Origin of the sequence: Caulobacter sp. CCNWLW153 (genome assembly GCF_036889365.1) — a bacterium.
Lineage (GTDB): Bacteria > Pseudomonadota > Alphaproteobacteria > Caulobacterales > Caulobacteraceae > Caulobacter > Caulobacter radicis.
Genome location: NZ_JBAKFV010000003.1, coordinates 164,218 through 188,861, shown reverse-complemented (window position 1 = coordinate 188,861; position 24,644 = coordinate 164,218). Strand labels below are relative to the sequence as shown.

Below are 24,644 nucleotides of genomic sequence, written 5' to 3'. Positions count from 1 at the left end.
GGACCGGGCCGCATCGAGGGGTCATCGCCAACCGGAGCCCTCCATGCGTTCCCCTCGCCTTCTCGCCCTGCTCGCAACCCTCGCCTTGGCCGGCGCGGCCTCCACCCCCACTTGGGCATCCGAGCCGCATGTCGGCTTCATGCGCCTGTCCGCGCCCGACGCCAGCGGTCCGCCGATCGAGGTCGGGGTCTGGTACCCCACCGACACGGCCGAGACCGCCCCGGCGGGCGGCATGGAGAGCCTGCCCGTCGCGACCGGTGCGCCGGTCGTCGGCAAGCATCTGCCGCTGGTGGTCATGTCGCACGGCAACGGCGGCTGGTTCGGCGGTCACTACGACACCGCCGCCGCCTTGGTCAGGAAGGGCTTCGTGGTCGCGGCCCTGACCCACACCGGCGACAACTACCGCGACCAGAGCCGGGCGCTGGAGATGACCGAGCGGCCCCGCCAGCTATCCGTGCTGATCGGCTACATGCTGGACGCCTCGCCGATGCACGCGCGGATCGATCCGGCCAAGGTCGGCGCCTTCGGCTTCTCGTCGGGCGGCTTCACGGTGCTGGCGGCGGCCGGCGGCGAGCCGAACCTGGCCGCGACCTTCCCCGCCCACTGCCTGAAGCACCCGGGGAACTACGACTGCCGCCTCGGCGCCGGCAAGCCGCTGCCGGCAAGCACGCTCGCCCCGACCTGGACCCACGACGCGCGTATCAAGGCCGTGGTCTCGGCCGCGCCCGCGCTGGGCTTCTCGTTCGGCCGCGAGGGCCTGAAGGGCGTCACCCAGCCGCTGCAACTGTGGAAGGCCGGCGACGACGAAATCCTGCCCGATCCCGACTATGCCGAGGCGGTGCATCGCGCCCTGCCCCGCGCCCACGACTACCGCGTCGTGCCGGGGGCGCGACATTTCGACTTCCTGGCGCCGTGCGGTCCGCAGGCGGCCAGGCAACTGCCCAGCCCCTTGTGCGCAAGCGCTCCGGGCTTCGACCGGGCCGCTTTCCACGCCGATTTCAACAGGCAGGTTGCGACATTCTTCGCCACCCATCTGGGCGTCGGCGAACACTGAATTTCATGCCCGATTAACCATGATGGCCGAGTCTGCGCGGGTCGCTTCCAGGAGCCGTCTTGCGCAGTCTCATCGCCGCCGTCGAACGTCTTGACCCGCTGACCGTCTTCGGACGCGTGGCGGCCGTCAACGGCCTCCTGATCGAGGCTCGCGGCGGCCTGACGCGCCTGGCGGTCGGCGCCCGGGTCGAGATCGAGCGCATCGGCGCCCCGGTGCTGCCGGCCGAGGTGGTCGGCTTCCGCGAGACCCGCGCCCTGCTGATGCCCTTCGGCCCGGTCGAGGGCGTGGCTCCCGGCGCCGAGATCCGCATCATGCCCGAAGGCGCCACCGTGCGCCCGACCAAGGCCTGGCTGGGCCGCATCATCAACGCCTTCGGCGAGCCGATCGACGGCCTGGGCCCGCTGCCGCAGGGCGAGGTTCCGTACCCCCTGAAGACCCCGCCGCCGCCGGCCCACGCCCGCGGCCGTGTCGGCGAGCGCCTGGACCTGGGCGTGCGCTCGATGAACGTCTTCACCACCACCTGCCGCGGCCAGCGCCTGGGCATCTTCGCCGGTTCCGGCGTCGGCAAGTCGGTGCTGCTGTCGATGCTGGCCAAGGAAGCCACCTGCGACGCCGTCGTCGTCGGCCTGATCGGCGAACGCGGCCGCGAGGTGCGCGAGTTCATCGAGGAGACCCTGGGCGAGGAAGGCCTGCGCCGCGCCATCGTCGTGGTCGCCACCTCGGACGAACCGGCCCTGACCCGCCGGCAGGCCGCCTACATGACCCTGGCCATCGCCGAGTTCCTGCGCGACCAGGACCAGGAGGTGCTCTGCCTGATGGACTCGGTGACCCGCTTCGCCATGGCCCAGCGCGAGATCGGCCTGGCCGCCGGCGAGCCTCCGACCACCAAGGGCTACACGCCCACCGTCTTCACCGAGCTGCCCAAGCTGCTCGAGCGCGCCGGCCCCGGGCCCATCCGCGCCGACGGCACCACCGCCGCGCCCATCACCGCGCTCTTCACCGTGCTGGTGGACGGCGACGACCACAACGAGCCGATCGCCGACGCCGCGCGAGGCATCCTCGACGGCCACATCGTCATGGAGCGCTCGATCGCCGAGCGCGGCCGCTTCCCGGCCATCAACGTGCTCAAATCGATCAGCCGGACCATGCCGGGCTGCCAGCTGCCGCACGAGCGCGACATCGTCAAATCCGCCCGCCAGGTGCTGTCGGCCTATTCCAACATGGAAGAGCTGATCCGCATCGGCGCCTACCGCGCCGGCGCCGATCCCACCGTCGACCGGGCCATCCAGCTCAATCCGGCGGTCGAGGCCTTTCTCAGCCAGAACCCCGACGAAGCCACGAGTCTTGACGATTCGTTCAACTTCCTCGGCCAGATTCTCCAAAGCGCCGCCTGAAGCGCCCGTACCGAGTAAGCCAGCATGACCAAGTGGGCCGCCTCCCTGATCCGCATCTCGAACCACGAGGTCGAGACGCTGCAGAAGCGCCTGGCCGAGGTGGTCGACCGCCGCGAAACCGCGCAGATGAAGCTGGCCACGATGGAGGCCGAAGCCGAGATCGAGATCCGCAACGCCGAGGGCGACGTTTCGGCCGGCTGGTACATGATCGGCTACCGCAAGGGCCTGGAAGTGCGCCGCGCCGAGACCCTGCTCGAGATCGACCAGATCAGCATCGAGGAAATCGGCGCCCGCGACGCCCTGTCGATGGCCTTCGAGAACCTCAAGAAATACGAGCACGTCGCCGAGACCGCCAAGGTCGCCCTGGCCAAGAAGGTCGGCAAGCTGGAGATGGCGGCGCTCGACGAGCTTGGCCTGCGCCGCGCGGCGATGGGTCGATAACGTCCTTCTCCCCTTGCGGGAGAAGGTGTCAGCGAAGCTGACGGATGAGGGGTCGCAAGGCTCCTCCGCAAGCTTCCGAGAGACCCCTCACCCGACCTCCTTCGGAGGCCACCCTCTCCCGCAAGGGGAGAGGGATCGTGATGAACTTCACCCTTCCCCAACCTCCCCGTGCTTTCCTCGCGACAGATCGCCGCGAGGGTTTCATGTCCGACGTCTCACGCCGCGCCGTGCTCGGCTCCAGCCTGGCGCTGGCCGCCTGCGGGCAGAAGGCGCAAAGCCAGCCGGTTCCGGCCGACCTGCCGCCGCTGAAGACGATCGCGCCGTTCCGGATCGGATCCTCGGTCCAGGCCCTGCATCTGGACGATCCGGCGCTGGCCGCCCTGCTGCGCCGGCAGGTCAATCAGCTGACGCCCGAGTGGCAGATGAAGATGGAATACATCGTCCAGCCGGACGGCTCGTTCCGCTTCGACGCCCCCGACAGGATCGCCGCCTTCGCCGCCGCCAATGGCATGGCCCTGCTGGGTCACGTGCTGGTCTGGTACGCCCAGGCGCCCGAGGCCTTCGAGCGGCTGGACGAGAACCGGGTCAGCTTCGAGCAGGCCTATCGCAACTACATCCTGGCCGTGGCCGGGCGCTATCGCGGCAAGGTGATCGGCTGGGACGTGGTCAACGAGGCGGTCGCGGAAGACGGCGACGGCTGGCGGACGAGCCTGTGGTCCAGGCGCCTGGGCGACTTCGAGCACATCGCCCTGGCCTTCCGCACGGCGCGCGAGGCCGACCCCAGCGCGACCCTGCTGCTGAACGACTACAATCTCGAATACATGCCCAGGAAGCGGGCGACCTTCCTGAAGCTGGCCGAGCGCCTCCTGGCGTCGGGCGCGCCGCTGACGGGGATCGGGACCCAGATGCACGTCGCCGCCGACATCCGCCCGGGCGAGATCACCACCATGATGAAGGACCTGGCGAGCCTTGGCCTGCCGATCCATCTCTCCGAACTCGACGTGTCGCTGGTGCGCTCGGACAACAAGCTGCTGGGCCGCGCCGAGCTGGAGCGCCGCCAGGCCCGCACCTACGGCGAGGCGGCCGAGGCCTTCATGGCCCTGCCGCAACGCCAGCGCTTCGCCTTCACCCTGTGGGGCCTGCGCGACAAGGATTCGTGGCTGAAGAAGGAGAACGCGTCGGACGCTCCCGCGCCGTTCGACGACGCCGGCCGGCCCAAGGCGGGCGCGGCGGCGCTGGTCGAGACGTTCAGGCGGGGCTAGGCCCCCGGCCCGCGGACGCTGGTGGCCACCGCGTGGTCGGCGTCGTTGGCCTGGCGCAGGGCGCGCAGGTCTTCGCTGATGCGGAAGACGGCGACGTAGAACTCGCAGAAGGCGCGCCACAACAGCACCATGCCGGCGGCGACCAGCAGGCCGGCGATCAGCACGGGGAAGGCCAGCAGCAGCGAAGCGACGCCGCGCTCCTTCAGCGCCAGACCCACGGCCGCGCCGACGACGGAAAAGGCGAACAGGGCCACGACGCCCAGGCCCGCCCAGTAGATCAGGTGGATGACCGGCCCGGTCACCAATCGGTCGAAGGTCAACAGATCCCAGAACAGCGCGCCAGAACCACGCGCCTTGGATTTCCTGGCCGGAGCCATCCGACACACCTCATGTCAGCGGACTGGCGGAGACCGCCGAAGTTTACGCTGCATCGCTAGCAGCGTGAGGCCCGCTCGGCAATGCCGGGCGGGCCTCGTGCGTGTTCGGAAGAAGGGACGCTGTTACTTGGGAGCCGCCGCGCCGGCCAGGGCCGCGTCGATCTGGGCCTTGGTGGCCGTGGTGCTCACGCTGCCGTCGGCGCCCGTGCTGAGGCTGGCCTTGGGCAGGGCGAACTTCTTGTCGCCGCTGCTGACCACGACGTTGGCCGAGCCATCGGCGCCGGTCGAGGTGCCGCTGACGGTGCCGACCACGGCGCCGGCCGGGTCCTTGATCTCGGCGCCGACGGCGACGTCGGCCGAGACGTTGGCGGACGACGGCGTGCCGGCCGAACTGGCGGCCGCGGCGCTGCTGTCAGCCGGCGGGGTGGTCGAGGTGGTGTCGGCCGGCGGCTGCGTGCTGGCGGCCGGCGGTTGCGCGGCGGCCGGATCGGCCGGCGGCTGGGTGGCGTCTTGAGCGTAAGCGGCGCCAGCCATCGAAAGGGTCGCGGCGGCGGCGAGGTAAGCAAACTTGGTCTTCATAATGCGCTCCGTCGGAGGGCCCCTGCCCGATCATCCAACGCAGCCCGGTTTGTAACGGTTCCGAAACAGCGCGTGATCGCGCGCCTCACGGCGTCGTGGCGACAAGCTTGGGCGCTTCCTGCACCGGCCCCTCGTCGTCCTTCAGGCTGGCGGCCTTCATGGCCGACTTCAGCGTGTAGATCGACGGATCCTTGCTGGTCGAGAAAGCCAGTTCGGCCGTCAGGGCCGGGTTCTCGGCCTCGTTGGCGAAGCCGCCCTCGCGCACGCCGTTGAAGGTGACCGCGTAGCTCTTGCCGGGCTTGGTGCCGCACAGCAGGACGAAGGTCCTGCCGTCGTTCAGCAGGCGCGGCGCGCGAACGCATTCGGGCTTTTCGCCGCCGGCCCCGGCCGCGTAGTTCCAGGCGCCGGGCAGCATCTTCTGGTCGAAACTGACCTTCAGCACCAGGATTCCCGGGGCCACGGCCTGTCCGGCCGCGGGCCAGGTGGCGGTCACCTTCGGCGGCTGGGTCGGCGGCATCACCGTCACCGGCGAGACGGGGGTCGGCTCAGGCCGCGAGGCTTGCGCGAGCGCGCCGCCCGCTACGGCGAGGGCGGCCAGGACGGGAAAGGCGAGGACGGCGATGCGCATGGTCTGACAATGGCGATCAAGCGCGGCCTTCTCAAGGCGCCGTTCGGCGAAGCGGGCCGGCCTTTCGTTACAAGGTTTTCATTCAGGTCATGTTCACGCCGGGCGATACTAGCTTGGCCGCATCAACCGGCCTCGACGCCGGCCTTTCGGGAGACCTTCGCCATGCGCACCGCCCTCGCCTTGATCGCCGCGACGAGCGCCCTCGCCGCCACGGCGGCCCCCGCCCTCGCCCAAGGCCCCGGCCGCGGCGACCGCTATGAGGAACGCCCCCGCGGCTCCTACGAGCAGAGCTGCCGCAACATCAACGTCCGCCGCGGCGAGATCACCGCCGAATGCCGCGACCGTCGCGGCCGCTGGCAGTGGTCCAGCGCCAGCGCCGATTGCCGCGAGATGGAGAACCAGGACGGTCGCCTGGTCTGCGTCCGGGGCGGCGGACGTCCGGGCGGTCCGGGCGGTTCGGGCGGCCCCGGCTGGGGCGGCGGCCGCGGCGCCGACGCGGTGATCTTCGAGCACGCCGGCTATGGCGGCCGGGCCTACGAGGTGCGCGGCGACATGCCCGACTTCACGCAGATCGGCTTCAACGACAAGGCCTCGTCGATCCAGATCCGTCGCGGTGAATGGGAGCTGTGCGACGACATCTACTACCGCGGCCGCTGCTGGCGGGTGTCGGCCGACATGGGCCTCTTCCCGCGCGACATGAACGACCGCGTCAGCTCGATCCGCCGAATCCGCTGATCGGCCCTAGTTTGCCCGCCCTAATTTGGTCGAGAACTCGACCTTGAAGCGGCGCGCGGGGCGGCTAAGCTCCGCGCGCCTTTTCATTCGGGGAACGCCCATGCGCAAGATCATCGTCCTCGCCGCCGCCGCGGCCGCCCTGCTGGTCTCGGCCTGCAACACCATCGAAGGCGTGGGCCGCGACGTCTCGGCCGCCGGCCGCGCGGTCGCCGACACCGCGCGCGACGCCAAATAGGCCCTCAGGGCTTCCCGGCGCGTTTTGTCGCACGGCGGGCGCGCCGCCTCGCCCAATACCGGCCGCAATGGCGCGCCAGATTTGCCGACGTCGAGGCAAGTAACCCGCGTGACGTCGTTCGACATCCAAAGCTTAACCGGAAGCCGCCCGCCATTAACCTTGCCGGAAAATTCATTCGCGCGCGACACGCGCAGAGGATGAAGTCTTCCAGCAATCTCCCGGTTCAGGGACGAATATCTGCTTCCAAAGCGCGCATGCGACCGAAAGTGCTATTTGCACCAAGCGTCGCCGGAGCCATATGGACGCCATGACCGACCGACCCGTACCCAGCGTCCTTACCGGCATGAAGAGAGGCGTCCGCCATCGCTGCCCCAACTGCGGCGAGGGCAAGCTGTATTCGCGCTACCTGAAGGTCGAGTTCGATTGCGAGGCCTGCGGCCATCACCTGGCCGCCTACCCCGCCGACGACGGTCCCGCCTACTTCACGATCCTGATCGTCGGCCACCTGTTCGTGGCCCCCCTGCTGCTGTTCCCGTTCATCTGGCAGGCCTCGCCGTGGCTGGTCGCGCCGCTGACCATCCTGCCGCTGGCGGCCCTGACCCTGATGCTGCTGCCGCGCGTCAAGGGCGCGGTGATCGGCGCCCTGTGGGCCAACGGCCTGCGCAAGGCCGAGGACGCCCCCGGCGGCTGACCGAACGAGCGACGGCGGAACCGTCGCCGCACAGGCCGCATTCCCTCCCCGAAGCCCAGGCGCGCCGAACGCGGTTCGCCGGCACATATGGGAGACCCGAATGCTCGGCACGATCCTCATCATCATCCTGATCCTGGCGCTGATCGGCGCCCTGCCCACCTGGGGCCACAGCCGCTCGTGGGGCTACTTCCCCAGCGGCGGTCTCGGCCTCGTCCTGGTGATCATCATCATCCTGGTCCTCATCGGCAGGATCTGACGCCCCTCTTGGAGCGCGGCGGCGAACGCGCATAAGGTTCTTCCAACGGCCCATGGCCGACCAGGGGAGCCCGCATGACCGACGCCGCCGCGCCGCAGCCCGCCGCCGTGACCCTGACCCCGGCGCAGCGGGCCCGGGCAATCCTCGGCGGCTCGGCCGGCAACCTCGTCGAATGGTACGACTGGTTCGCCTACGCCGCCTTCACCCTCTATTTCGCTCCGCACTTCTTCCCCAAGGGCGACCAGACCGTGCAGCTGCTTCAGGCGGCGGCGGTGTTCTTCCTGGGGTTCGTGGCCCGCCCGGTCGGCGCCTGGCTGATGGGTCACTACGCCGACCGCTCGGGGCGCCGCGCGGCGCTGAGCGTCTCGGTGTCGCTGATGTGCGCCGGGGCGCTGATCATCGCGCTGACCCCCGACTACAAGACCATCGGCCTGTTCGCCCCCGCCGTGCTGCTGATCGCCCGCGTGCTGCAGGGCCTGTCGGTGGGCGGCGAGTACGGCGCCAGCGCCACCTACATGAGCGAGATGGCCGGCAAGAGCCGCCGCGGCTTCTGGTCCAGCTTCCACTACGTGACCCTGATCGCCGGCCAGCTGATCGCGCTCGCCGTTCTGATCATCCTGCAGCGCCTGCTGCACAAGGATGACCTGGCCGCCTGGGGCTGGCGCATTCCCTTCGTGATCGGCGCCTTGCTGGCCGTGGTGGTGTTCTGGATCCGCCGGGGCCTGGACGAGAGCGCCTCGTTCAAGGCCGCCGACAAGCCGGCCGAGGGCATCGGCAAGTCGCAGCGCAACCTCGCCAGCCTGTTCTTCGTGCTGACCCTGGCGGCCGGCGGCTGGGTGCTGGCGCGGCCGGGCCTGGTTCCACAGGTGCTGGCCGGCGCCTTCCTGGTCGCCTTCTTCGCCACGCTGATCGCGCCGCTTCTGCGCCGCCACCCGCGCGAGACCCTGATGATCATGGGCCTGACCGCCGGCGGCTCGCTGACCTTCTACGTCTACACCACCTACATGCAGAAGTTCCTGGTCAACACGGCCGGGTTCGACAAGGCCGCCGCCTCCGAGATCAGCGCCATCAGCATGATCGTCTTCATGCTGATGCAGCCGCTCGCCGGCTGGCTGTCGGACAAGGTGGGCCGCAAGCCGCTGCTGATCATCGCCTATGCCGGCGGGGCGCTGACCATCTGGCCGATCATGAGCGGCATCGCCGCCACCGACTCCATCGGCGTGGCCCTGGCCCTGATCATCGTCGGCATGACCTTCCAGTCGGGCTACACCTCGATCAGCGCCGTGGTGAAGGCCGAGCTGTTCCCGGCCCACGTGCGCGCCCTGGGCGTGGCCCTGCCCTACGCGGTCGCCAATGTGCTGTTCGGCGGCACCGCCGAGATGGTCGGCCTGGCCTTCAAGCACGGCGGGATCGAGAGCGGCTTCTACCTCTATGTCGCCGCGATCATGACGGTGGGCCTGGTCGTCTCGGTCCTGCTGCGTGACACCGCGAGACACAGCCTCATCGCCGAGGATTGACCGGCGCGCTCCGCCGGATATCCCCTGTCGTCGACTCCCGTTCCTGCGCAGCGCCCTTCATGCCGATTCTCGACATCCTGGCCATCAGCCTCTTCGTCTTCGCCTGGCTGTTCTACGAGCCGCTGCTGCGGCGCCTGGGCCAGGGCAAGAACCTGATCAACACCGACATGACGGTGATCCGTCGCCGGTGGATGACCGAGATGGCCGTGCGCGAGGTCGCCCTGCTGGACGGCCAACTGCTGGGCCACGCCATCAACTCGGCCAGCTTCTTCGCCTCGTCGAACCTGATCCTGATCGCGGCGGCGGCCGGCGTGCTGTTCGGCGGCGACGCGGCGCTGAAGAGCGTCGAGGGCCTCAAGGTGCTGGCCGAGACCACGCCGGTGATGTTCCAGATCAAGCTGGGCCTCGTGCTGCTGACCCTGGCCCGGGGCCTGCTCGACTTCATCTGGGCGCTGCGCCAGATGAACTACTGCCTGGCCGCCATCGGCGCGACGCCGATGTGGGCGCCGCCCTCGGTGCTGGCCGAATACGCCGAAGCCGCCGGCGGCATCCTCAACCCGGCCCTGTCGGCCTTCAACGCCGGGGTGCGCGGCTACTACTTCGCCCTGGCGGCGGCGGCCTGGCTGCTGGGCCCCATCGCCTTCCTGACCGCCAGCATCGGGGCGCTGGTCCTGTTGGTCTGGCGCCAGCGCCGCAGCCGCGCCTCCGTGGCCGTGCGCAAGGTCCGCCAGATCCTCGAGCGCCAGCCGGTGGTGTATGGGCCGCACATGCGGGGAACGGCGGGCGAGCCGCCGGAGGATCGGATCTAGTCGAAAAGAACCTCCCCCTGTGGGGGAGGATCTATCCATCCGGATGCTCCCCCCTGGGGGAGCTGTCGGCGAAGCCGACTGAGCGGGCCGCGAAGCGGCTAGAGCCCCAGCTCCGCCCGCTTCTTCTTCGTCAGCTTGGCCGCGACCAGCGCATGGGCCGTGTTCAGCCAGTCGGCGACCTCGGCGTCGTCGAAGGACGCCAGGTCGTCGAGCTTCACCCATTTGGCGCGAGCCAGGTACGGGGCGGGAATCGCCCGCCCCGTTTCCGTCAGCACCTCGAAGGCGACGTCCGAGGCCTTGAACGACACCCCGCCCTGGGCCGCGCCGGGTCCCATGACGGCGAACATCTTGTCGCCGACCTTGTAGACCTGGTCGTCGCCCCACTGGACGGTCATGGTCGCCGCGGGCAGCGCCATGGCGGCGGCGTGGAAGGCCTCGGGGCTCATCAGGCCTCGACGCCCACGCCGATCGGGCAGGTCACGCCGGTGCCGCCGATGCCGCAATAGCCGCCCGGGTTCTTGGCCAGGTACTGCTGATGATAGTCCTCGGCGAAGTAGAACGGGCCGGCGACCGAGATCTCGGTGGTGATGTCGCCCAGGCCCTTGTCCGACAGCGCGACCTGATAGGCCTCCTTCGAGGCGGCGGCGGCGGCGGCCTGGGCGTCGTTGGTGGCGTAGATGCCCGAACGATACTGGGTGCCGATGTCGTTGCCCTGGCGCATGCCCTGGGTGGGGTCGTGGTTCTCCCAGAACACCTTCAGCAGGGCCTCGTAGGTGACGACCTTGGGGTCGAACACCACCAGCACGACTTCGGTGTGGCCGGTGCGGCCCGAGCAGACCTCCTCGTAGGTCGGGTTGGGGGTGATCCCCGCGGCATAGCCGGCGGCGGTGACCAGCACGCCCGGCACCTTCCAGAACACGCGCTCGACGCCCCAGAAGCAGCCCATGGCGAACACGGCCGTCTCCAGGCCGTCGGCATAGGGGCCCTTCAGCTGGGCGCCGTTGACGAAGTGGGTCTGCGCGGTCGGGATCGCCGCCTCGCGCCCGGGCAGGGCGGTGTCGACGGTCGGCATCTCGAGGGACTTCTTGAACAGCATGGCGGGGCCTTTCGGAGGCGGGAGTTCCTTGCCCGCCGATATAAGTCGTCGCGGCGTCGTTTTCATCCCGTAACGGCGCTTGCTACGAGTCGCTGCTTGAGTATATTGCGCCCCTTCCCGCGCCGGGGGTCTCAACCGCCCCCGACCCGAGTGCGCTGGTGAGGTGGCCGAGTGGTTGAAGGCGCACGCCTGGAACGCGTGTATAGGGGAAACTCTATCGAGGGTTCGAATCCCTCTCTCACCGCCACCACACCCCTCAAGATATTGATTTTCATCAATATTTTTACACCGGGAATTGCGCGACCACTTTGCGCCTCACCTGTGCTCGGAGCTGGCTGGGCCAGCGCCAGATTATTTTTCACACGTCGTGTCGCCTCAGGAGCGGCTCGCCCCGCTTGACCGTCTCCGCGCAATGCCAGGTTTGGCGGACAATGGGAGAATTGCCGGCCGCTTTCACGCGCTGGACTTTAGAGCAGGGTGGCGTACGCGAGACAGTACCGCACCGGCGGTGTTAACTCTTGGAGCGGCGATCTACGCGAGCCACGGGAAATGCGCCTCGCGCCTTCGCCGATTTTACGGAAGCCGCTTGCCTAGAATGTGACGATAGACCGTGAGTTTATCTCCGTGGAACACAAACTCAGCAACGCCGGGGCGTCCCACATGACAAGAGGCCAGGGCCTGTAAGCCATCTACGGCTTCCTTGAGAGACTCTGTATTCTCCGCCTCTGCTCGAACATGCAACTTCAACCAACCAACGCTTCCGCCTTGATCGGGCGACAGGCACAGATGAGCTTCGGCTCTTCGCCGCGCGCCATCAAGCGTCACCGGCCCCCAGACGATCTCATCGTTTATTTGGCCAGAGCATGCACTTTTGTCCGCAGGCTGCTCGTCGATCTCGATCTGGCCATGGCGGAATGTGAATTTCGTTGTGGCAGTCGACGACTGCGGCCGCCAACGCATCTCGACGGATTGTGGATCGACTACCGAGTAACAGGCATAGGCAGAAATCGAGTTCAACGGCGGAGGCGGCGGATCAGCCAAAGCCGGGAGCGCTATGATCCACGCGGGCAAAACCGCAGCGGCGGCCAGCCTCATCTTCAACTCGTACGGCATCCTCAATACGGCAGCCCCAGATATGTGACGTTGGCTCCAGGCTTTTTTATGATTTCGTCGACCTGTCCGCTAGTCATTTGGCGCCCTCGGGTTGAGCCCATGATGTTGTTTTCGAAGCCCTGATCCACAACGCCGGTCGCCTGGTTGTATCTGTCACTGGCGCCTAGCAACCCTTTCGGCCCGTCGTGGAGTACATCATGGGCGACCGCGGCGGCGGCGTCAGGGCGATCAGAACGGATGTGACCAGTGTCATCTTGAAGATTTATTCCTTCTCCACGACCACTTTCCTGCTTGGCGGCCATGGCGGTATCTTTGCCAGGGCTAAAGTCGAAGTTGATCGCGTCGGACGCCCCCGCGCCCGGAACCACGCTGACCGATAAGTTATAACCGCCATCGTTGGTCTTGATCTCACTGGCCACAGCTTGGACTTCGGACATCGTCGTCGGCGTGACCCCGCTTCCAGTAAGTGTCAGAGCATATTCGAGCTTCACGCTGTTGGTCTGAATATCAACAGTGATCCGCGGATCCAGGCCCGTGCTATCCGTCTTGTTGAGCGGGTCACCATTGACATAGGCATAGAGGTTCATGTCGGCCTCGTAGCCGATGGGGTCGACCTGCAGAAACCAGCCGCGAGCCGGATCATAGGCCCGGGCCTTGTAGTGGTAGAGCTTCAGCTCCGGCAGGACGATCTGGCCTGTATAGCGAAGACGGCTGCCCCCGCCCCAGTTGTCGCCGGGCTCGCCATAGGGCCCGTAGGTGTAGACCGCCGCCGCGCCGCCGCTCGCCGTCGCGATCACCGAGCCCTGCCGGTCGGCGTGCAGGCTACGCGCATCGCCAAAGCCGGCCCCTTCCCACCAGAGCACCGCCTCGTCGACGCCATAGCTGGGCACATAGCGCCGCAGGAGCGCGCCCGAGCCGTCATACTCCGCCACAAGCTTGTCGCCGGCGTAGAGGAACTGAGTGACGACGCCGTTGATCGTGGTCCTGGAAAGCCGCCCCAGGGGATCATATTCCAGGCTGGCGCTCGCCGGCCCGCTCATCGCGGTCAGGCGGTTCTCGCCGTCGTAGGCGAAGATGCGCCCGCCACCGTCCTGGATCAGGTTCTGCCTGGCGTCATAGCCGCCCGTCGCAGCGATCGCCGCATCGCGATTGAGAGCGTCGGCCGTGACGTTGCGACTGACGGTTTCCCCATTCCAGACATAGGCGCCGTTGGACACCGTCTGGCCAACCGTCTGCCCCGCGGCGTTGTAGTCGAAGCCGAAGGCGACGTCCTGAGTTGCACCGGGCAGGTCGTGGGCCAGGCTGGTCATCTGGTTGCCCACGTCGAAGCCCCAGGTGGTCGTCGCCCCCGTCCCGTAGCTGGCCGAGGTCCGTCGCCCCCAGATGTCGAAACCATAGGTCAGGAACGGCGCATTGGTGGTCAAGGCGACCGCCTTCAGCCGATTGGCCGCGTCGACGGTGTTGACCACATAGTTTCCATCGGGCCACGTCAGTCGGGTCCGATTGCCGCTCTTGTCGTATTCGTAGATCAAGGTCCGACCGAGGCTGGCCTCGGTTCTTTGCCGGCCGGCGGTGTCATAGGTGTAGGTCACCCCCTGTCCGCTGCCCGTAAAATGCGTCGAGGTCGCCCGGCCGGACAGGTCATAGACGTAGGTGACGTCGGCAATCGAGGCGCCGCCCTTGGAAACCACGCGGTTGAGGGCGTCATATCCGTAGCCGATCACCGTTCCGTCGCGCCGTCGCCAGCTGGTTCGGTTGCCGTTGGCGTCGTAGCCGTACAGGTCGTAGTCGGCGCCATTGGCCACGGTCAGTTGTCCGGGAGCGGCGCGGTTGGGACTGGAATAGTGGGTGTAGGTAAGGCGGTCGAAGTCGTCGTAGCTGTAGCTCGTGACATTGCCGTTGGCGTCGTAGACCAGGCCCAAGGTTCCGTTCAGACGCCAAACATTGAACTGATAGCGACGCGCATCGGCCGTGCCGACGGCCTGGAACACCCGCAGCACCTGACCCGCGGCGTCATATTCGGTCTGAGCGACCCGATCTGGACCCTGGCTGCCCTCGGCCTGCAGGGCGCAGGCGTTCGGGCGGTCGGACGCCTCGTAGAGGGCGGCGAAGACCCCCGGGTTCATCCGCACCGCCGTACAGACGGCGCGATTGGACGCGTCATAGTTCGTCTGGGTCAGCTTCGCGGCCGTCGTACCCGGCGAACGATAGACCTGGGTCTTGTTGCCCACCGCGTCATAGCGCGTCAGCGTCGTCTGGTTGGCGACGAAGTTGCTGTAGCTGACCACCCCGCCGCTGACCGAAACGCTATCGACCGTGCCCACGTCCAGCCGCACCACCCGCCCCACCGCATCGTAGGTCGTCTGGGTGGCGCCACGCTTGAGCGGACCGGCGGCTCCGTCCGGATCCGGCCCGATCTTCATCGTCGGCCGCCGCTTCTCGTCGTACTTGAAGTAGCTGGTGTAGTCGCTCGCGCTATAGCCCTGGGCCCGGGCCGCGCCACCGGCCAGGCAAACCACAAGCACCAGAACGCTACCCGCGCCCAGCCATCCAGCCCGGCCCGAACGCAGCCCGACCTGGCCGCCCATCACGAGCACCCTCCGCCACGCGCCTCGGTCTCGCTGATCGAGGTCATTCCGGAATGATCTTGTATTTGCCGTTAGCGATGGCGAATCGAGCGCTTCCACGCCATCCGGGCCCGCTCGCATTAATCCGGTACGGGCCCGCGCCGATCTCTCTGGCCGGACCTCTGTCCCAAAAGCCTTCCGGCGTCACACCATAGGCGACTTCCGACAAGTTGCGGCAGTCGCGCGCGCCAAGATGCCAGAGTGCGGTCGCGCCATCGTCGGTTCGGATGGTCAGGGCCGTTACGCAAGCCTTTGCGCCCTTGAGCTGAAACTTCGGCGCGCCTTCTGAACCGCTGATCGTCACGTCCACTTCGCGTGAACAGGACAGACCCGTCGCGCCGAGGCAGACAATCACCGCCATGGTCGCAACGCGACGGAGCCCCTGCGACATCAACATACGGAAGCTCCATCCTTACAACCGATCCTGGACCCCTGGGCCTTATCGGCGGTGATCGAAGATCCATCCATCGAGAACGTCCCCAGTCCTGCCTTGTTCAGCACCGAGGATAGTCGTGAGTTGTTGGCCTGATCGGCAGGCTTGGCGCCCGCGCCCCCCTGGGCGGAGTTGACTTGTTCCTCCACCACCTGAGCCTGCTGCTCGTAACCCAGCTCCGAAAGGTTGTCGTCCGCCGTCACGTTCGAGACGTCATAGGCCTTGTCCAGCCCGCGCTTGATGGTGTCGGCCGCGATGATCCCCGGCCCTTTGATGAGGCCCAACTTGGTCTGATACTGCCAGATATGTGTTGTTTCATGAGCTATCAGTCCAGGCTCCGAGACAGAAAGGTCGCCAGAATCGCTCTTTAAATAAATGGTGTTCCCAATAGTAATTGCTCCGTGACCGCGCTTGAATGCTATTGCTGCGGCCACATTCAAACCAGAGCCTTCCCGAATATTTACATCCTTATACTTTACGGAATCGCCAAAAATCTGGCGAACGATGTTCAGCTCGCCGTCTGTATAAGGCCTCTGGCCATCAGGATCGCGCAGATTGAGCGGGTCCCCATTGACATAGGCATAGAGGTTCATGTCGGCCTCGTAGCCGATGGGATCGACCTGCAGAAACCAGCCGCGAGCCGGATCATAGGCCCGGGCCTTGTAGTGATAGAGCTTCAGCTCCGGCAGGACGATCTGGCCCGTATAGCGAAGACGGCTGCCCCCGCCCCAGTTGTCGCCGGGCTCGCCATAGGGCCCGTAGGTGTAGACCGCCGCCGCGCCGCCGCTCGCCGTCGCGATCACCGAGCCCTGCCGGTCGGCGTGCAGGCTACGCGCATCGCCAAAGCCGGCCCCTTCCCACCAGAGCACCGCCTCGTCGACGCCATAGCTGGGCACATAGCGCCGCAGGAGCGCGCCCGAGCCGTCATACTCCGCCACAAGCTTGTCGCCGGCGTAGAGGAACTGAGTGACGACGCCGTTGATCGTGGTCCTGGAAAGCCGCCCCAGGGGATCATATTCCAGGCTGGCGCTCGCCGGCCCGCTCATCGCGGTCAGGCGGTTCTCGCCGTCGTAGGCGAAGATGCGCCCGCCACCGTCCTGGATCAGGTTCTGCCTGGCGTCATAGCCGCCCGTCGCAGCGATCGCCGCATCGCGATTGAGAGCGTCGGCCGTGACGTTGCGACTGACGGTTTCCCCATTCCAGACATAGGCGCCGTTGGACACCGTCTGGCCAACCGTCTGCCCCGCGGCGTTGTAGTCGAAGCCGAAGGCGACGTCCTGAGTTGCACCGGGCAGGTCGTGGGCCAGGCTGGTCATCTGGTTGCCCACGTCGAAGCCCCAGGTGGTCGTCGCCCCCGTCCCGTAGCTGGCCGAGGTCCGTCGCCCCCAGATGTCGAAACCATAGGTCAGGAACGGCGCATTGGTGGTCAAGGCGACCGCCTTCAGCCGATTGGCCGCGTCGACGGTGTTGACCACATAGTTTCCATCGGGCCACGTCAGTCGGGTCCGATTGCCGCTCTTGTCGTATTCGTAGATCAAGGTCCGACCGAGGCTGGCCTCGGTTCTTTGCCGGCCGGCGGTGTCATAGGTGTAGGTCACCCCCTGTCCGCTGCCCGTAAAATGCGTCGAGGTCGCCCGGCCGGACAGGTCATAGACGTAGGTGACGTCGGCAATCGAGGCGCCGCCCTTGGAAACCACGCGGTTGAGGGCGTCATATCCGTAGCCGATCACCGTTCCGTCGCGCCGTCGCCAGCTGGTTCGGTTGCCGTTGGCGTCGTAGCCGTACAGGTCGTAGTCGGCGCCATTGGCCACGGTCAGTTGTCCGGGAGCGGCGCGGTTGGGACTGGAATAGTGGGTGTAGGTAAGGCGGTCGAAGTCGTCGTAGCTGTAGCTCGTGACATTGCCGTTGGCGTCGTAGACCAGGCCCAAGGTTCCGTTCAGACGCCAAACATTGAACTGATAGCGACGCGCATCGGCCGTGCCGACGGCCTGGAACACCCGCAGCACCTGACCCGCGGCGTCATATTCGGTCTGAGCGACCCGATCTGGACCCTGGCTGCCCTCGGCCTGCAGGGCGCAGGCGTTCGGGCGGTCGGACGCCTCGTAGAGGGCGGCGAAGACCCCCGGGTTCATCCGCACCGCCGTACAGACGGCGCGATTGGACGCGTCATAGTTCGTCTGGGTCAGCTTCGCGGCCGTCGTACCCGGCGAACGATAGACCTGGGTCTTGTTGCCCACCGCGTCATAGCGCGTCAGCGTCGTCTGGTTGGCGACGAAGTTGCTGTAGCTGACCACCCCGCCGCTGACCGAAACGCTATCGACCGTGCCCACGTCCAGCCGCACCACCCGCCCCACCGCATCGTAGGTCGTCTGGGTGGCGCCACGCTTGAGCGGACCGGCGGCTCCGTCCGGATCCGGCCCGATCTTCATCGTCGGCCGCCGCTTCTCGTCGTACTTGAAGTAGCTGGTGTAGTCGCTCGCGCTATAGCCCTGGGCCCGGGCCGCGCCACCGGCCAGGCAAACCACAAGCACCAGAACGCTGCCCGCGCCCAGCCATCCAGCCCGGCCCGAACGCGGCCCGACCTGGCCGCCCATCACGAGCACGCTCCGCCACGCGCCTCGGTCTCGCTGATCAGATTACCCCGACCATCGAAGGTCTTGCAGGTAGTGGATGAAACGCCTGCAGGATCAACGGTTGATGCGGTCGGATTTCCTTTAGCGTCGTAGAGCGTGGTGGCCACAAGGCCCGTCGGGTCGGTGACTTTGGTAACGAGGCCCAGCGCGCCATACTCGTAGCGCCAAACGGGTCTGCCGCCGTCGACGGCAGGTTGGGTTACGGTCTCGATCTCGCCCGCGCCGCCCCCGTTCGCCTTATAGGTGTAGTCGGTTTGCTGGCCATAGGTCGCATCCGCTAGCGTGTTGTTGCGCGCGTCGCGGATCCAGCGCGGCTTGTTCCACGTCGGATCATACTCAGCCGTCACCACGAGAGGCGCAGCCAAGGAACCGGTTTTGGGGACCCTGCGCAGCTCGATGACGTTGTCTCGCTCATCATACTTGAACTCGGTGCGATCTCCTTCCGGCGCCGTTCGCGAGACAACACGGCCCAGGCTGTCGTAACCGCTTATGCTTTTGCGGCCCAACTCGTCGATCTGGCGAACGACACGGTCCTTCGTGTCGTACAGAATGCTCACGGCGCCCCCGGATGGATCGATGGACCCGCCCAAGCCAAGACCCGGCGCATGGATCTTCAAAGACGGTCGATCACCGAGATCGCCGAGCCGATCGTATATTTCCCGTACACGGTTCATGCGGTCATAGACGATGCGCTGTTGCGCGACGGTGGCGTTGTCAGGCGCGTAAATCTTGGCCAGGTATGGATAGGGCGAGGGCCGGTCGCCCGCGCCAGCCCGGCGCCATTCGAACTTCCAGACACCACCGCCGGCTTCCGTCAGGGTTTCCGGCTCGAGCACTTCCCAGTCCTGGATGTTGGCAAGCGTGGACGGGATCGGCATCGACGAGACGCGCCCGTCCGAACCCGTCGCCGTCAGCCGGTCGATGTCGATGTAGTAGCCCAGGCTGTTGGAGACCCTGGTCAGCCGGTCGCGGCAGGCCGAGACCCGCTGCAGGTAGAGGAGCGGCTGGGATTCGCAGTAGCTGAAGGTGACCGAGACGCCCTTGGGGAAGGTCCAGGTGCTGGCCGGGAAGCCGAAGGCTTTGGCCTTCGGATAGCGCACGGTGGTCGAGCCCATCCAGCCGGGATTCCATTCCCGCCAGTTGAACTGCAGCACGTCGCCGCTCTTGGCGCGCCGAGAATAGGAAACCTGATCGTAGAGCCAGGTCAGGCTGCGCGCGCCTGGCTCCAGCGTCGTCCTTCGCTCACCGGCCTGGGTTAGTTGGGCGGCCGAGCCGCGCGGCGCGGCGTAACTGCCGTCAACAAGACGCACGAAGGTCTCGTTCGACGGCCCTTGCGTGACCGTAACCACGTTGTTGTTCAGTTGGCGCGACATCCAGCGCATCACCGCCGCACCCGCCAGTTGGTTGCCGGCGGCGTTGGGATTGTCGCGGTAGAGCGCGAACGCACCTTCCAGCGCAGTTAGGGGGCCAGCCAGAGCCAGCGGGCTTGTCGACCCCATGCCCTCCAGCCCACCGCCGGAAGCTGCGGCCCGGATATCAAAGTTGTGGGTCCAGCCAAAGCTGCAGCCCGCGCATTTCGTTCCCCCAGCTTGAAACGTCCGCTGGAACGACAGGCTGTAGGGGAACTCACCGCCCCCGATTTTCAGATCGGCAGGCGGCGTGAAGGTGAACGCGCCCGTACGCAGGTCAGCGCCGTTGATCGACGAACGATCCTTGTACTGGTCCTTCAGCAGATCGGCCTGTTTTTCGGGCTTGAAGCCCTCCTTCTTCTCGGCGTCATCGCCCGTGCCGCCCCCCTTCAGGCCGCGGTCGAGCGAGGTGACCATGTGGGCGATGTGGCTGCCGTCGGCCTTGAAGGCGATCCAGGCGCAACCCCGGTGCATAGTGGCGTCCGTTTGAGGCACCCAAGGATTGGGACTGCTCCAAACGCTCGGCACCGGATTGGCCTGGCCCGGACCCAGCATGCGGTCGTTGGCCTGCAGCACGGAAAAGCCCTGGGTGGTCAGGCTGGAGCCCGCGCAGATCCTACCGCTGGCGGCCGCGCCGGCGCTGTAGGTCGCCACCGCGGGCGCCGCGATCCCGGCCGGGAACAGGTGATAGCGGATCGTGCTTGCCAGGTTCTGCTGCCCCCAGGGCAGGCGCTGGGCGGTCGAGGCGGTGTCCACCGCATCGAGCTGCTGCTCCATCACGCTGCCTTCGAGCATGGCCAGGGCCGCCGCCAGCGTGTGCCGGGTCGCCAGTTCGTCAGCGGCGTCACCGGTCACGCGCGAGGTGCTGTAGGCCGAATCCAGGTCGAGCCGCATCCCGCTGTCTTTTGGGGCGTCGCCCAGCATTTCGCCGGGATCGGCGATCCGGTTCTTGTTGCTGTCATAGACGAAGAAGTGCGCCTGCGAGTACGAGACGCCGAGGGTGTGATGGTGCTGCAGCCCGACCCCGGAAACCGTTTCCAGCAGTTCGGACGTCCGCGAGGCCTGGGCCAGCCAGCTGGCGCCCAGCTTGGACTTGACCGAGACCTGGGTGGTGCCAGCGTCCGACTGCACGAAGATCGTGCCGTCGGGAACGTTCGACTCCTCGACGGGGTCGGGGATCTTCTCGTCGCGTTCCTGATTGACCTCCTGCCCGAGCTTGCCCTGCAGCTCGTTTCCGGTGTCGCCCCAGCCATGAACGATGACGACGTCGTCGTAGCGGTCGACGTACTTGATCGCGTTGGCGTCCATGTACGCGCCGTTGGCGGCGGCGTAGGGGTGATTGACCGACAGGTTGATGGCGTAGGACTGCACGCTGTCGGTGTCGCCGCAGCCCGCGCCGACGATGACGCCGTCCACATAGACGCCGCCGATCGCCGTGCCGTAGCTGATATTGCGGTGCAGCGTCAGGCGGCGACCATAGATCTCGTCGACGAAGAAGCTGCGGCCGCACGATCCGGCAGTCATCGACAGGACCGTGCGATAGCGATCGGGCATGCCGCCCGTGAAACTCTGCCGGACGCTGAAAGACCCTGTCGTCGGGCTGGCTTCGGGCGCTTCGGAGAACCGGATGGTGCGCGCACCGGTGAGGTCGTCGCCGCCGCGCTCCTTGTAGGTCGTGCGCAGCTGGGTCAGCAGGGTCGTCGCCGAGGTCGACAGGGCCTGCTCGATGCCGGCGACGTTGACGCCGGCGACGTAGGGCGCGCCGCTCTCGCTCTGCGCCGTCGCCCCGCTCAGCGCGGTAGACACGAACCCGGCTCGCGAAAGACCCGCGACCGCCTTGGCGTCGATCGCCTGACCCACGTCGCTGGGCTTGTAGGAGGGATCGTAGGTTCGCGTCACGCCGCCGACCTCGACCTGGACCAGGACATGGCCGAGCGTGACGCTGGCGACATCGCCCGATCCGCTGATGGAAGCCGGAATCGCGCCGTTGGCCAGCAGGGCCGTGGCCGCGCTGACCGTCCTGACGCCTAGCCACTCGTCCAGCTGGGCGCCCGTAAGGGTCAGGTCGCCCACCACGTAGCGGGCCGAAGGGTGTCCAGCGGCGCGGAGCAGCTCGACCAGCAGCTGGGCCTGATCGAAGGACGTCCCCGAGCGATCGACCAGCGCGCCGACGGCGCCTTTCTGCAGGCCGTAGATCGGCACGATGCGGATGTTGTTGCGGACGAAAGTGAAGATCCGCCCCGGATCATTCCCCAGCGCCGCCGCCGCCTCGGTGATCTCCGGCGGCCTGGCGCTGGCCCACGGATAGGTGACCGTGGCGGGCTGCGAGGCGTAATAGGCCTCCGCGGCGCTCGGCGCCATCAGATCCGCCGCGCCGAAGCGAACGCCGGGAACCGTGCCTTCCTGAGCCGATACAGCGCCCGCTCCGAGCGCCAGGACCAGAACGCCGGCGCTCGCCGCGCCCAGTGCGCGACAACGCAGCGAAGAACCGGAAGGGATCATCGAAACCGAAGCTTTCACGTAATGGGCCAGCGGGATTGTTCGGCTCACGAGGCGGTCTCACGTTGGAAGGTGACGCTGACGGTGGAGGTGTAGGCCACACGCCCGGCCCCGTCGGTGACCTTGCAGCGCCAAACCGAAGTCCATTGGCCGTAGGTCGAAAGCGTGCGCGACCAGGTCGCCGTCGCCCCCGAGGGATTGACGGTGGTGGCGGTGTCGCCGGAGACGCGCTCCCAGGCGTAGGTGTAGGGCCCAACACCATTGGCCGTCGTCACGGTGACCGCCGGATCGCTGGTGATCGGCGCGGTTCCGTACCGTTGAGCGAACCAGCTGGGCGTGCTGACCCCAGCCGAGAAGACGGGCGTCGGCTGCACGTTGACAGTGACCGTGGCCGTGCCCGTGCCGCCGTATCCGTCGATGACATTGTAGTAGAAGCTGTCGGCGCCGACGAAGCCGGCCGCCGGCGTATAGGTCACCGACGCGCCGTTGGCTTGGGCCGTGCCGTTGGGCGCGCCCCAGGCGTTCGAGACGGCGAGCCCATGCCCTTCGGGATCGGAATCGTTGCCGCGCGGGTCGAAGGTCACCGCCTGGTTCTGGAACGTGCTCACCGCGTCGTTCTGCGGAGTCGGCGCCCGGTTCTGCACCGTGACGCTGACCGTGGCCGGCGCGCTGTTGCCTCCAGGCCCGGAGGCCACGTAGCTGAAGCTGTCGCTGCCGACATAGGCCCCGCTCGGCGTGTAGGTGGCGGTCGCGCCGTTCAGCGACACCGAGCCATGGGCCGGCTGGGCGCTGATCGCCACGCCCGAATACACCCCGCCCGGCTGCAGTTGGACCGAACCGCTGGTCAGCGAGAGAATGGACAGGCTGGTCGCGGCGGCGCTCGGCGCGGGCGGCAGGCCGACATTGATGCTGAACGTCCTGACCGGACCCGAGCCGCCGGCGGTGTAGGCGCGGAAGGTCCAGCTGTCGGGCCCGTAGTAGCCGGCGTGCGGCGTATAGGTCGACTGGTGGCCCACGCCGGCGACATGGGCGGGAGTGGAAACGCTGCCATGGGCCGGATTTGAAGCCAGCGCCACCTCGGCATAGTCGCCAGTGACCGGATAGGTGACCGCGACGGCGCTGTTGTAGGCCGTCGAGGCCGATCCGTTGTCGGACGACGGGATCGGGGGATTGCCGATCGAGACGTTGACGGTGCGCACCGCCGAAGAGCCGCCAGGACCGGTCGCGTGATAGGTGAAGCTGTCGGCGCCGTAGTTGGGCCAGGTCACCTTGTAGGTCGCCGTGGTTCCGGAGAACGAGACCGCGCCCTTGGCTGGCGCGGCGTCCAGGGCGACGCCCGTCGCCACGCCCGAGACCGGCAGGTTCAGGCTGGCGCTGCTGTTGTAGCCGACGCTGAGCGTGGCGTCGCTCGCGCCGGGCGCGGGCGGAGCGGCGACGTTGAGGGTAACGGTGCGGTTGCCCGACGAACCGCCGGGATTGGTGATGTTGTAGACGAAGCTGTCGGCGCCGTAGACGCCCGCGTTCGGCGTGTAGGGGATGTTCCAGCCACCGTTGGACCAGGTCCAGGCGCCCAGGCTGCCACGCGAGGGCTGGCTCACCAGGTTCAGCGAAACCCAGTCGCCGCCGCCAGGGAAGAAGACGTTGGCCGCGCTGTTGTAGCCCACCGACACGCCGATGTCCGACGCCGAAGGCGCGGGCGGATTGGCGATCGTCACCCCCACGCTGGCCGGCGCGCTTTCCCCGCCGGGCCCCACGGCCTTGTAGGTGAAGCTGTCGGCGCCATAGGCGCTGGTGTTGGGCGTATAGGTCGCCGTCGTTCCGCTGATCGACACCGAGCCCTTGGTCGGCGAAGCCACGACCGCAAGGCTCGAATAGACGCCCGAAGGCGACAGGGCGATGCTCTTGGCGGTGTTGTATCCAGTGCTGGTCGACACCGCCGCCGCGCCAGGCGCGACGGGCAGCCCGACCGTCAGGCTGGCCGTGGCCGGCGCGCTGGTCCCGCCTGGCCCGGTGGCCGTGTAGGTGAAGCTGTCGGCGCCGTAGTAGCCGTTCGCCGGCGTATAGGTCGCCGTCGCGCCCGAGACGACGACCGAGCCGTGGGCCGGGTTGGACGCCTTCGACAGGCTGGCGTAGACGCCGCTCGGCGCCAGGTTGAACGTCGCAGGCGTGTTGTAGGCGGTCGATGCCGACACCGCCGCAACGGTCGGCGCGGCCGGCGTGGCCACGGTGATGCTGACGCTGCCCGGGGCGCTTTCGCCGCCCGGGCCGACGGCCTTGTAGGTGAAGCTGTCGGCGCCGTAGGTCCCGTTGGTGGGCGTGTAGGTCGCCGTCGTCCCGCTGATCGACACCGAGCCCTTGGTCGGGGAGGCGACGACTGCAAGGCTGGTGTAGGCGCCCGACGGCGTCAGGGCGACAGCGGTCGCCGTATTGTAGGCCACGTTCGCCGCCACGTTGCCTACGGTTGGAGCCGGCGTCTTGGGAGAGGACGCCTGCTGGGTCCTGTTTCCAGCCGCATCGTAGGCATAGGTCACCGACGCGCCATTGGAATAGGTGACCTGAACCACCCGGCCCAGACTATCGTAGCGATACTTGACCGATTGCGTCTGGGCCAAAGCCTCCGCGCACACGCACGAGGCCATCAAAGCCGCCAGCCCCAGCCGGCTTCCAACACCCAACATGCAACCGCCCCCAGTCGCACGACGCGCGACACAACCGGGCCTCGCAAAGCGGCACGACAAAAACAACCCACGGCTAAGCTTCACACCCGCTAAAGCTGTGGAGAACTCCAAAGCGGCATCTCAAAGGTCTGCTGGACGGTTCTGCTTCTTCGGCCGAGACCAAAAAGGGGGCGAGGGC

Annotated in this window: 21 protein-coding genes and 1 tRNA gene; 11 read left to right on the top strand and 11 right to left on the bottom strand. The window is 67.3% G+C overall.

Features of this window, described 5'->3' with window-relative positions; all coding sequences use genetic code 11:
• Positions 1-43: 43 nt before the first annotated feature.
• The 4 genes from V6S85_RS06430 to V6S85_RS06415 all read left to right on the top strand — a co-directional run bounded on the left by V6S85_RS06430 (position 44) and on the right by V6S85_RS06415 (position 4,151).
• Complete coding sequence (locus V6S85_RS06430; protein ID WP_334348428.1) at positions 44-1,054, top strand: alpha/beta hydrolase family protein; 1,011 nt, start codon at positions 44-46, stop codon at positions 1,052-1,054.
• Positions 1,055-1,113: 59 nt separating this feature from the next.
• On the top strand, positions 1,114-2,448 hold the full coding sequence (fliI, locus tag V6S85_RS06425) for a flagellar protein export ATPase FliI (RefSeq protein WP_109100856.1): 1,335 nt from the start codon (positions 1,114-1,116) through the stop codon (positions 2,446-2,448).
• 24 nt (positions 2,449-2,472) lie between these two features.
• The gene (locus V6S85_RS06420; RefSeq protein WP_116568160.1) at positions 2,473-2,889 is read left to right on the top strand and encodes a flagellar export protein FliJ; all 417 of its coding nucleotides are present in this window, start codon (positions 2,473-2,475) and stop codon (positions 2,887-2,889) included.
• A 203-nt stretch (positions 2,890-3,092) separates the two neighbouring features.
• Positions 3,093-4,151 (top strand): endo-1,4-beta-xylanase, encoded by a 1,059-nt coding sequence (locus V6S85_RS06415; protein ID WP_334348427.1) that lies wholly within the window; start codon positions 3,093-3,095, stop codon positions 4,149-4,151.
• On the opposite strand, the gene V6S85_RS06410 is transcribed toward V6S85_RS06415, so the two are convergent.
• From V6S85_RS06410 to V6S85_RS06400, 3 genes are all read right to left on the bottom strand, one after another.
• Complete coding sequence (locus V6S85_RS06410; RefSeq protein WP_116490458.1) at positions 4,148-4,528, bottom strand: DUF4282 domain-containing protein; 381 nt, start codon at positions 4,526-4,528, stop codon at positions 4,148-4,150. The two genes, V6S85_RS06415 and V6S85_RS06410, sit on opposite strands and share 4 nt — an antisense overlap.
• A gap of 123 nt (positions 4,529-4,651) precedes the next feature.
• Positions 4,652-5,107, bottom strand: a complete 456-nt coding sequence (locus V6S85_RS06405) for a hypothetical protein (protein ID WP_116568162.1) — start codon at positions 5,105-5,107, stop codon at positions 4,652-4,654.
• Between the two features lie 85 nt (positions 5,108-5,192).
• A complete protein-coding gene (locus V6S85_RS06400; RefSeq protein ID WP_116568164.1) occupies positions 5,193-5,735 on the bottom strand; it encodes a hypothetical protein in 543 nt (180 codons plus the stop codon).
• 162 nt (positions 5,736-5,897) lie between these two features.
• Here V6S85_RS06400 and V6S85_RS06395 point away from each other — a divergent pair, with 162 nt between their 5' ends.
• From V6S85_RS06395 to V6S85_RS06370, 6 genes are all read left to right on the top strand, one after another.
• Positions 5,898-6,470 (top strand): beta/gamma crystallin-related protein, encoded by a 573-nt coding sequence (locus V6S85_RS06395; protein ID WP_116568166.1) that lies wholly within the window; start codon positions 5,898-5,900, stop codon positions 6,468-6,470.
• A gap of 100 nt (positions 6,471-6,570) precedes the next feature.
• Positions 6,571-6,705 (top strand): entericidin A/B family lipoprotein, encoded by a 135-nt coding sequence (locus V6S85_RS06390; RefSeq protein WP_101712307.1) that lies wholly within the window; start codon positions 6,571-6,573, stop codon positions 6,703-6,705.
• A 298-nt stretch (positions 6,706-7,003) separates the two neighbouring features.
• Positions 7,004-7,396: a DUF983 domain-containing protein gene (locus V6S85_RS06385; RefSeq protein ID WP_109100849.1), complete on the top strand. Its 393-nt coding sequence runs from the start codon at positions 7,004-7,006 to the stop codon at positions 7,394-7,396.
• Positions 7,397-7,496: 100 nt separating this feature from the next.
• Positions 7,497-7,652 (top strand): DUF3309 family protein, encoded by a 156-nt coding sequence (locus V6S85_RS06380; RefSeq protein WP_058347217.1) that lies wholly within the window; start codon positions 7,497-7,499, stop codon positions 7,650-7,652.
• 74 nt (positions 7,653-7,726) lie between these two features.
• On the top strand, positions 7,727-9,169 hold the full coding sequence (locus V6S85_RS06375; protein ID WP_334348426.1) for an MFS transporter: 1,443 nt from the start codon (positions 7,727-7,729) through the stop codon (positions 9,167-9,169).
• A 59-nt stretch (positions 9,170-9,228) separates the two neighbouring features.
• On the top strand, positions 9,229-9,978 hold the full coding sequence (locus tag V6S85_RS06370) for a DUF599 domain-containing protein (RefSeq protein ID WP_116568170.1): 750 nt from the start codon (positions 9,229-9,231) through the stop codon (positions 9,976-9,978).
• Between the two features lie 98 nt (positions 9,979-10,076).
• Here the strand turns inward: V6S85_RS06370 and V6S85_RS06365 are convergent, their stop codons facing one another.
• Both V6S85_RS06365 and msrA read right to left on the bottom strand, forming a co-directional pair.
• Positions 10,077-10,424 carry an MmcQ/YjbR family DNA-binding protein gene (locus tag V6S85_RS06365; RefSeq protein ID WP_334348425.1) on the bottom strand — a complete coding sequence of 116 codons (348 nt, stop codon included), beginning with the start codon at positions 10,422-10,424 and terminating at the stop codon, positions 10,077-10,079.
• Positions 10,424-11,074: a peptide-methionine (S)-S-oxide reductase MsrA gene (msrA, locus tag V6S85_RS06360; protein ID WP_116490451.1), complete on the bottom strand. Its 651-nt coding sequence runs from the start codon at positions 11,072-11,074 to the stop codon at positions 10,424-10,426. Before msrA ends, V6S85_RS06365 begins: the two co-directional genes overlap by 1 nt.
• Before the next feature lie 157 nt (positions 11,075-11,231).
• On the opposite strand from msrA, the gene V6S85_RS06355 reads away from it, so the two are divergent.
• Positions 11,232-11,321, top strand: a tRNA-Ser gene (locus V6S85_RS06355).
• A 326-nt stretch (positions 11,322-11,647) separates the two neighbouring features.
• On the opposite strand, the gene V6S85_RS06350 is transcribed toward V6S85_RS06355, so the two are convergent.
• The 6 genes from V6S85_RS06350 to V6S85_RS06325 are packed head-to-tail and all read right to left on the bottom strand — an operon-like array spanning position 11,648 to position 24,400.
• The gene (locus V6S85_RS06350; RefSeq protein WP_133244766.1) at positions 11,648-12,169 is read right to left on the bottom strand and encodes a hypothetical protein; all 522 of its coding nucleotides are present in this window, start codon (positions 12,167-12,169) and stop codon (positions 11,648-11,650) included.
• A gap of 20 nt (positions 12,170-12,189) precedes the next feature.
• Entirely contained in the window at positions 12,190-14,775 is a 2,586-nt protein-coding gene (locus tag V6S85_RS06345) for an RHS repeat-associated core domain-containing protein (RefSeq protein WP_334348424.1), read from the bottom strand.
• A gap of 43 nt (positions 14,776-14,818) precedes the next feature.
• The gene (locus V6S85_RS06340) at positions 14,819-15,211 is read right to left on the bottom strand and encodes a hypothetical protein (RefSeq protein WP_133244767.1); all 393 of its coding nucleotides are present in this window, start codon (positions 15,209-15,211) and stop codon (positions 14,819-14,821) included.
• Complete coding sequence (locus V6S85_RS06335; RefSeq protein WP_334348423.1) at positions 15,205-17,841, bottom strand: RHS repeat-associated core domain-containing protein; 2,637 nt, start codon at positions 17,839-17,841, stop codon at positions 15,205-15,207. The genes V6S85_RS06340 and V6S85_RS06335 overlap by 7 nt, the downstream gene beginning before the upstream one ends.
• On the bottom strand, positions 17,841-21,839 hold the full coding sequence (locus V6S85_RS06330; protein WP_334348422.1) for a hypothetical protein: 3,999 nt from the start codon (positions 21,837-21,839) through the stop codon (positions 17,841-17,843). Before V6S85_RS06330 ends, V6S85_RS06335 begins: the two co-directional genes overlap by 1 nt.
• Positions 21,836-24,400, bottom strand: coding sequence for an Ig-like domain-containing protein (locus tag V6S85_RS06325; RefSeq protein WP_334348421.1), 2,565 nt, complete (start codon positions 24,398-24,400; stop codon positions 21,836-21,838). Before V6S85_RS06325 ends, V6S85_RS06330 begins: the two co-directional genes overlap by 4 nt.
• Between the last annotated feature and the right edge of the window lie 244 nt (positions 24,401-24,644).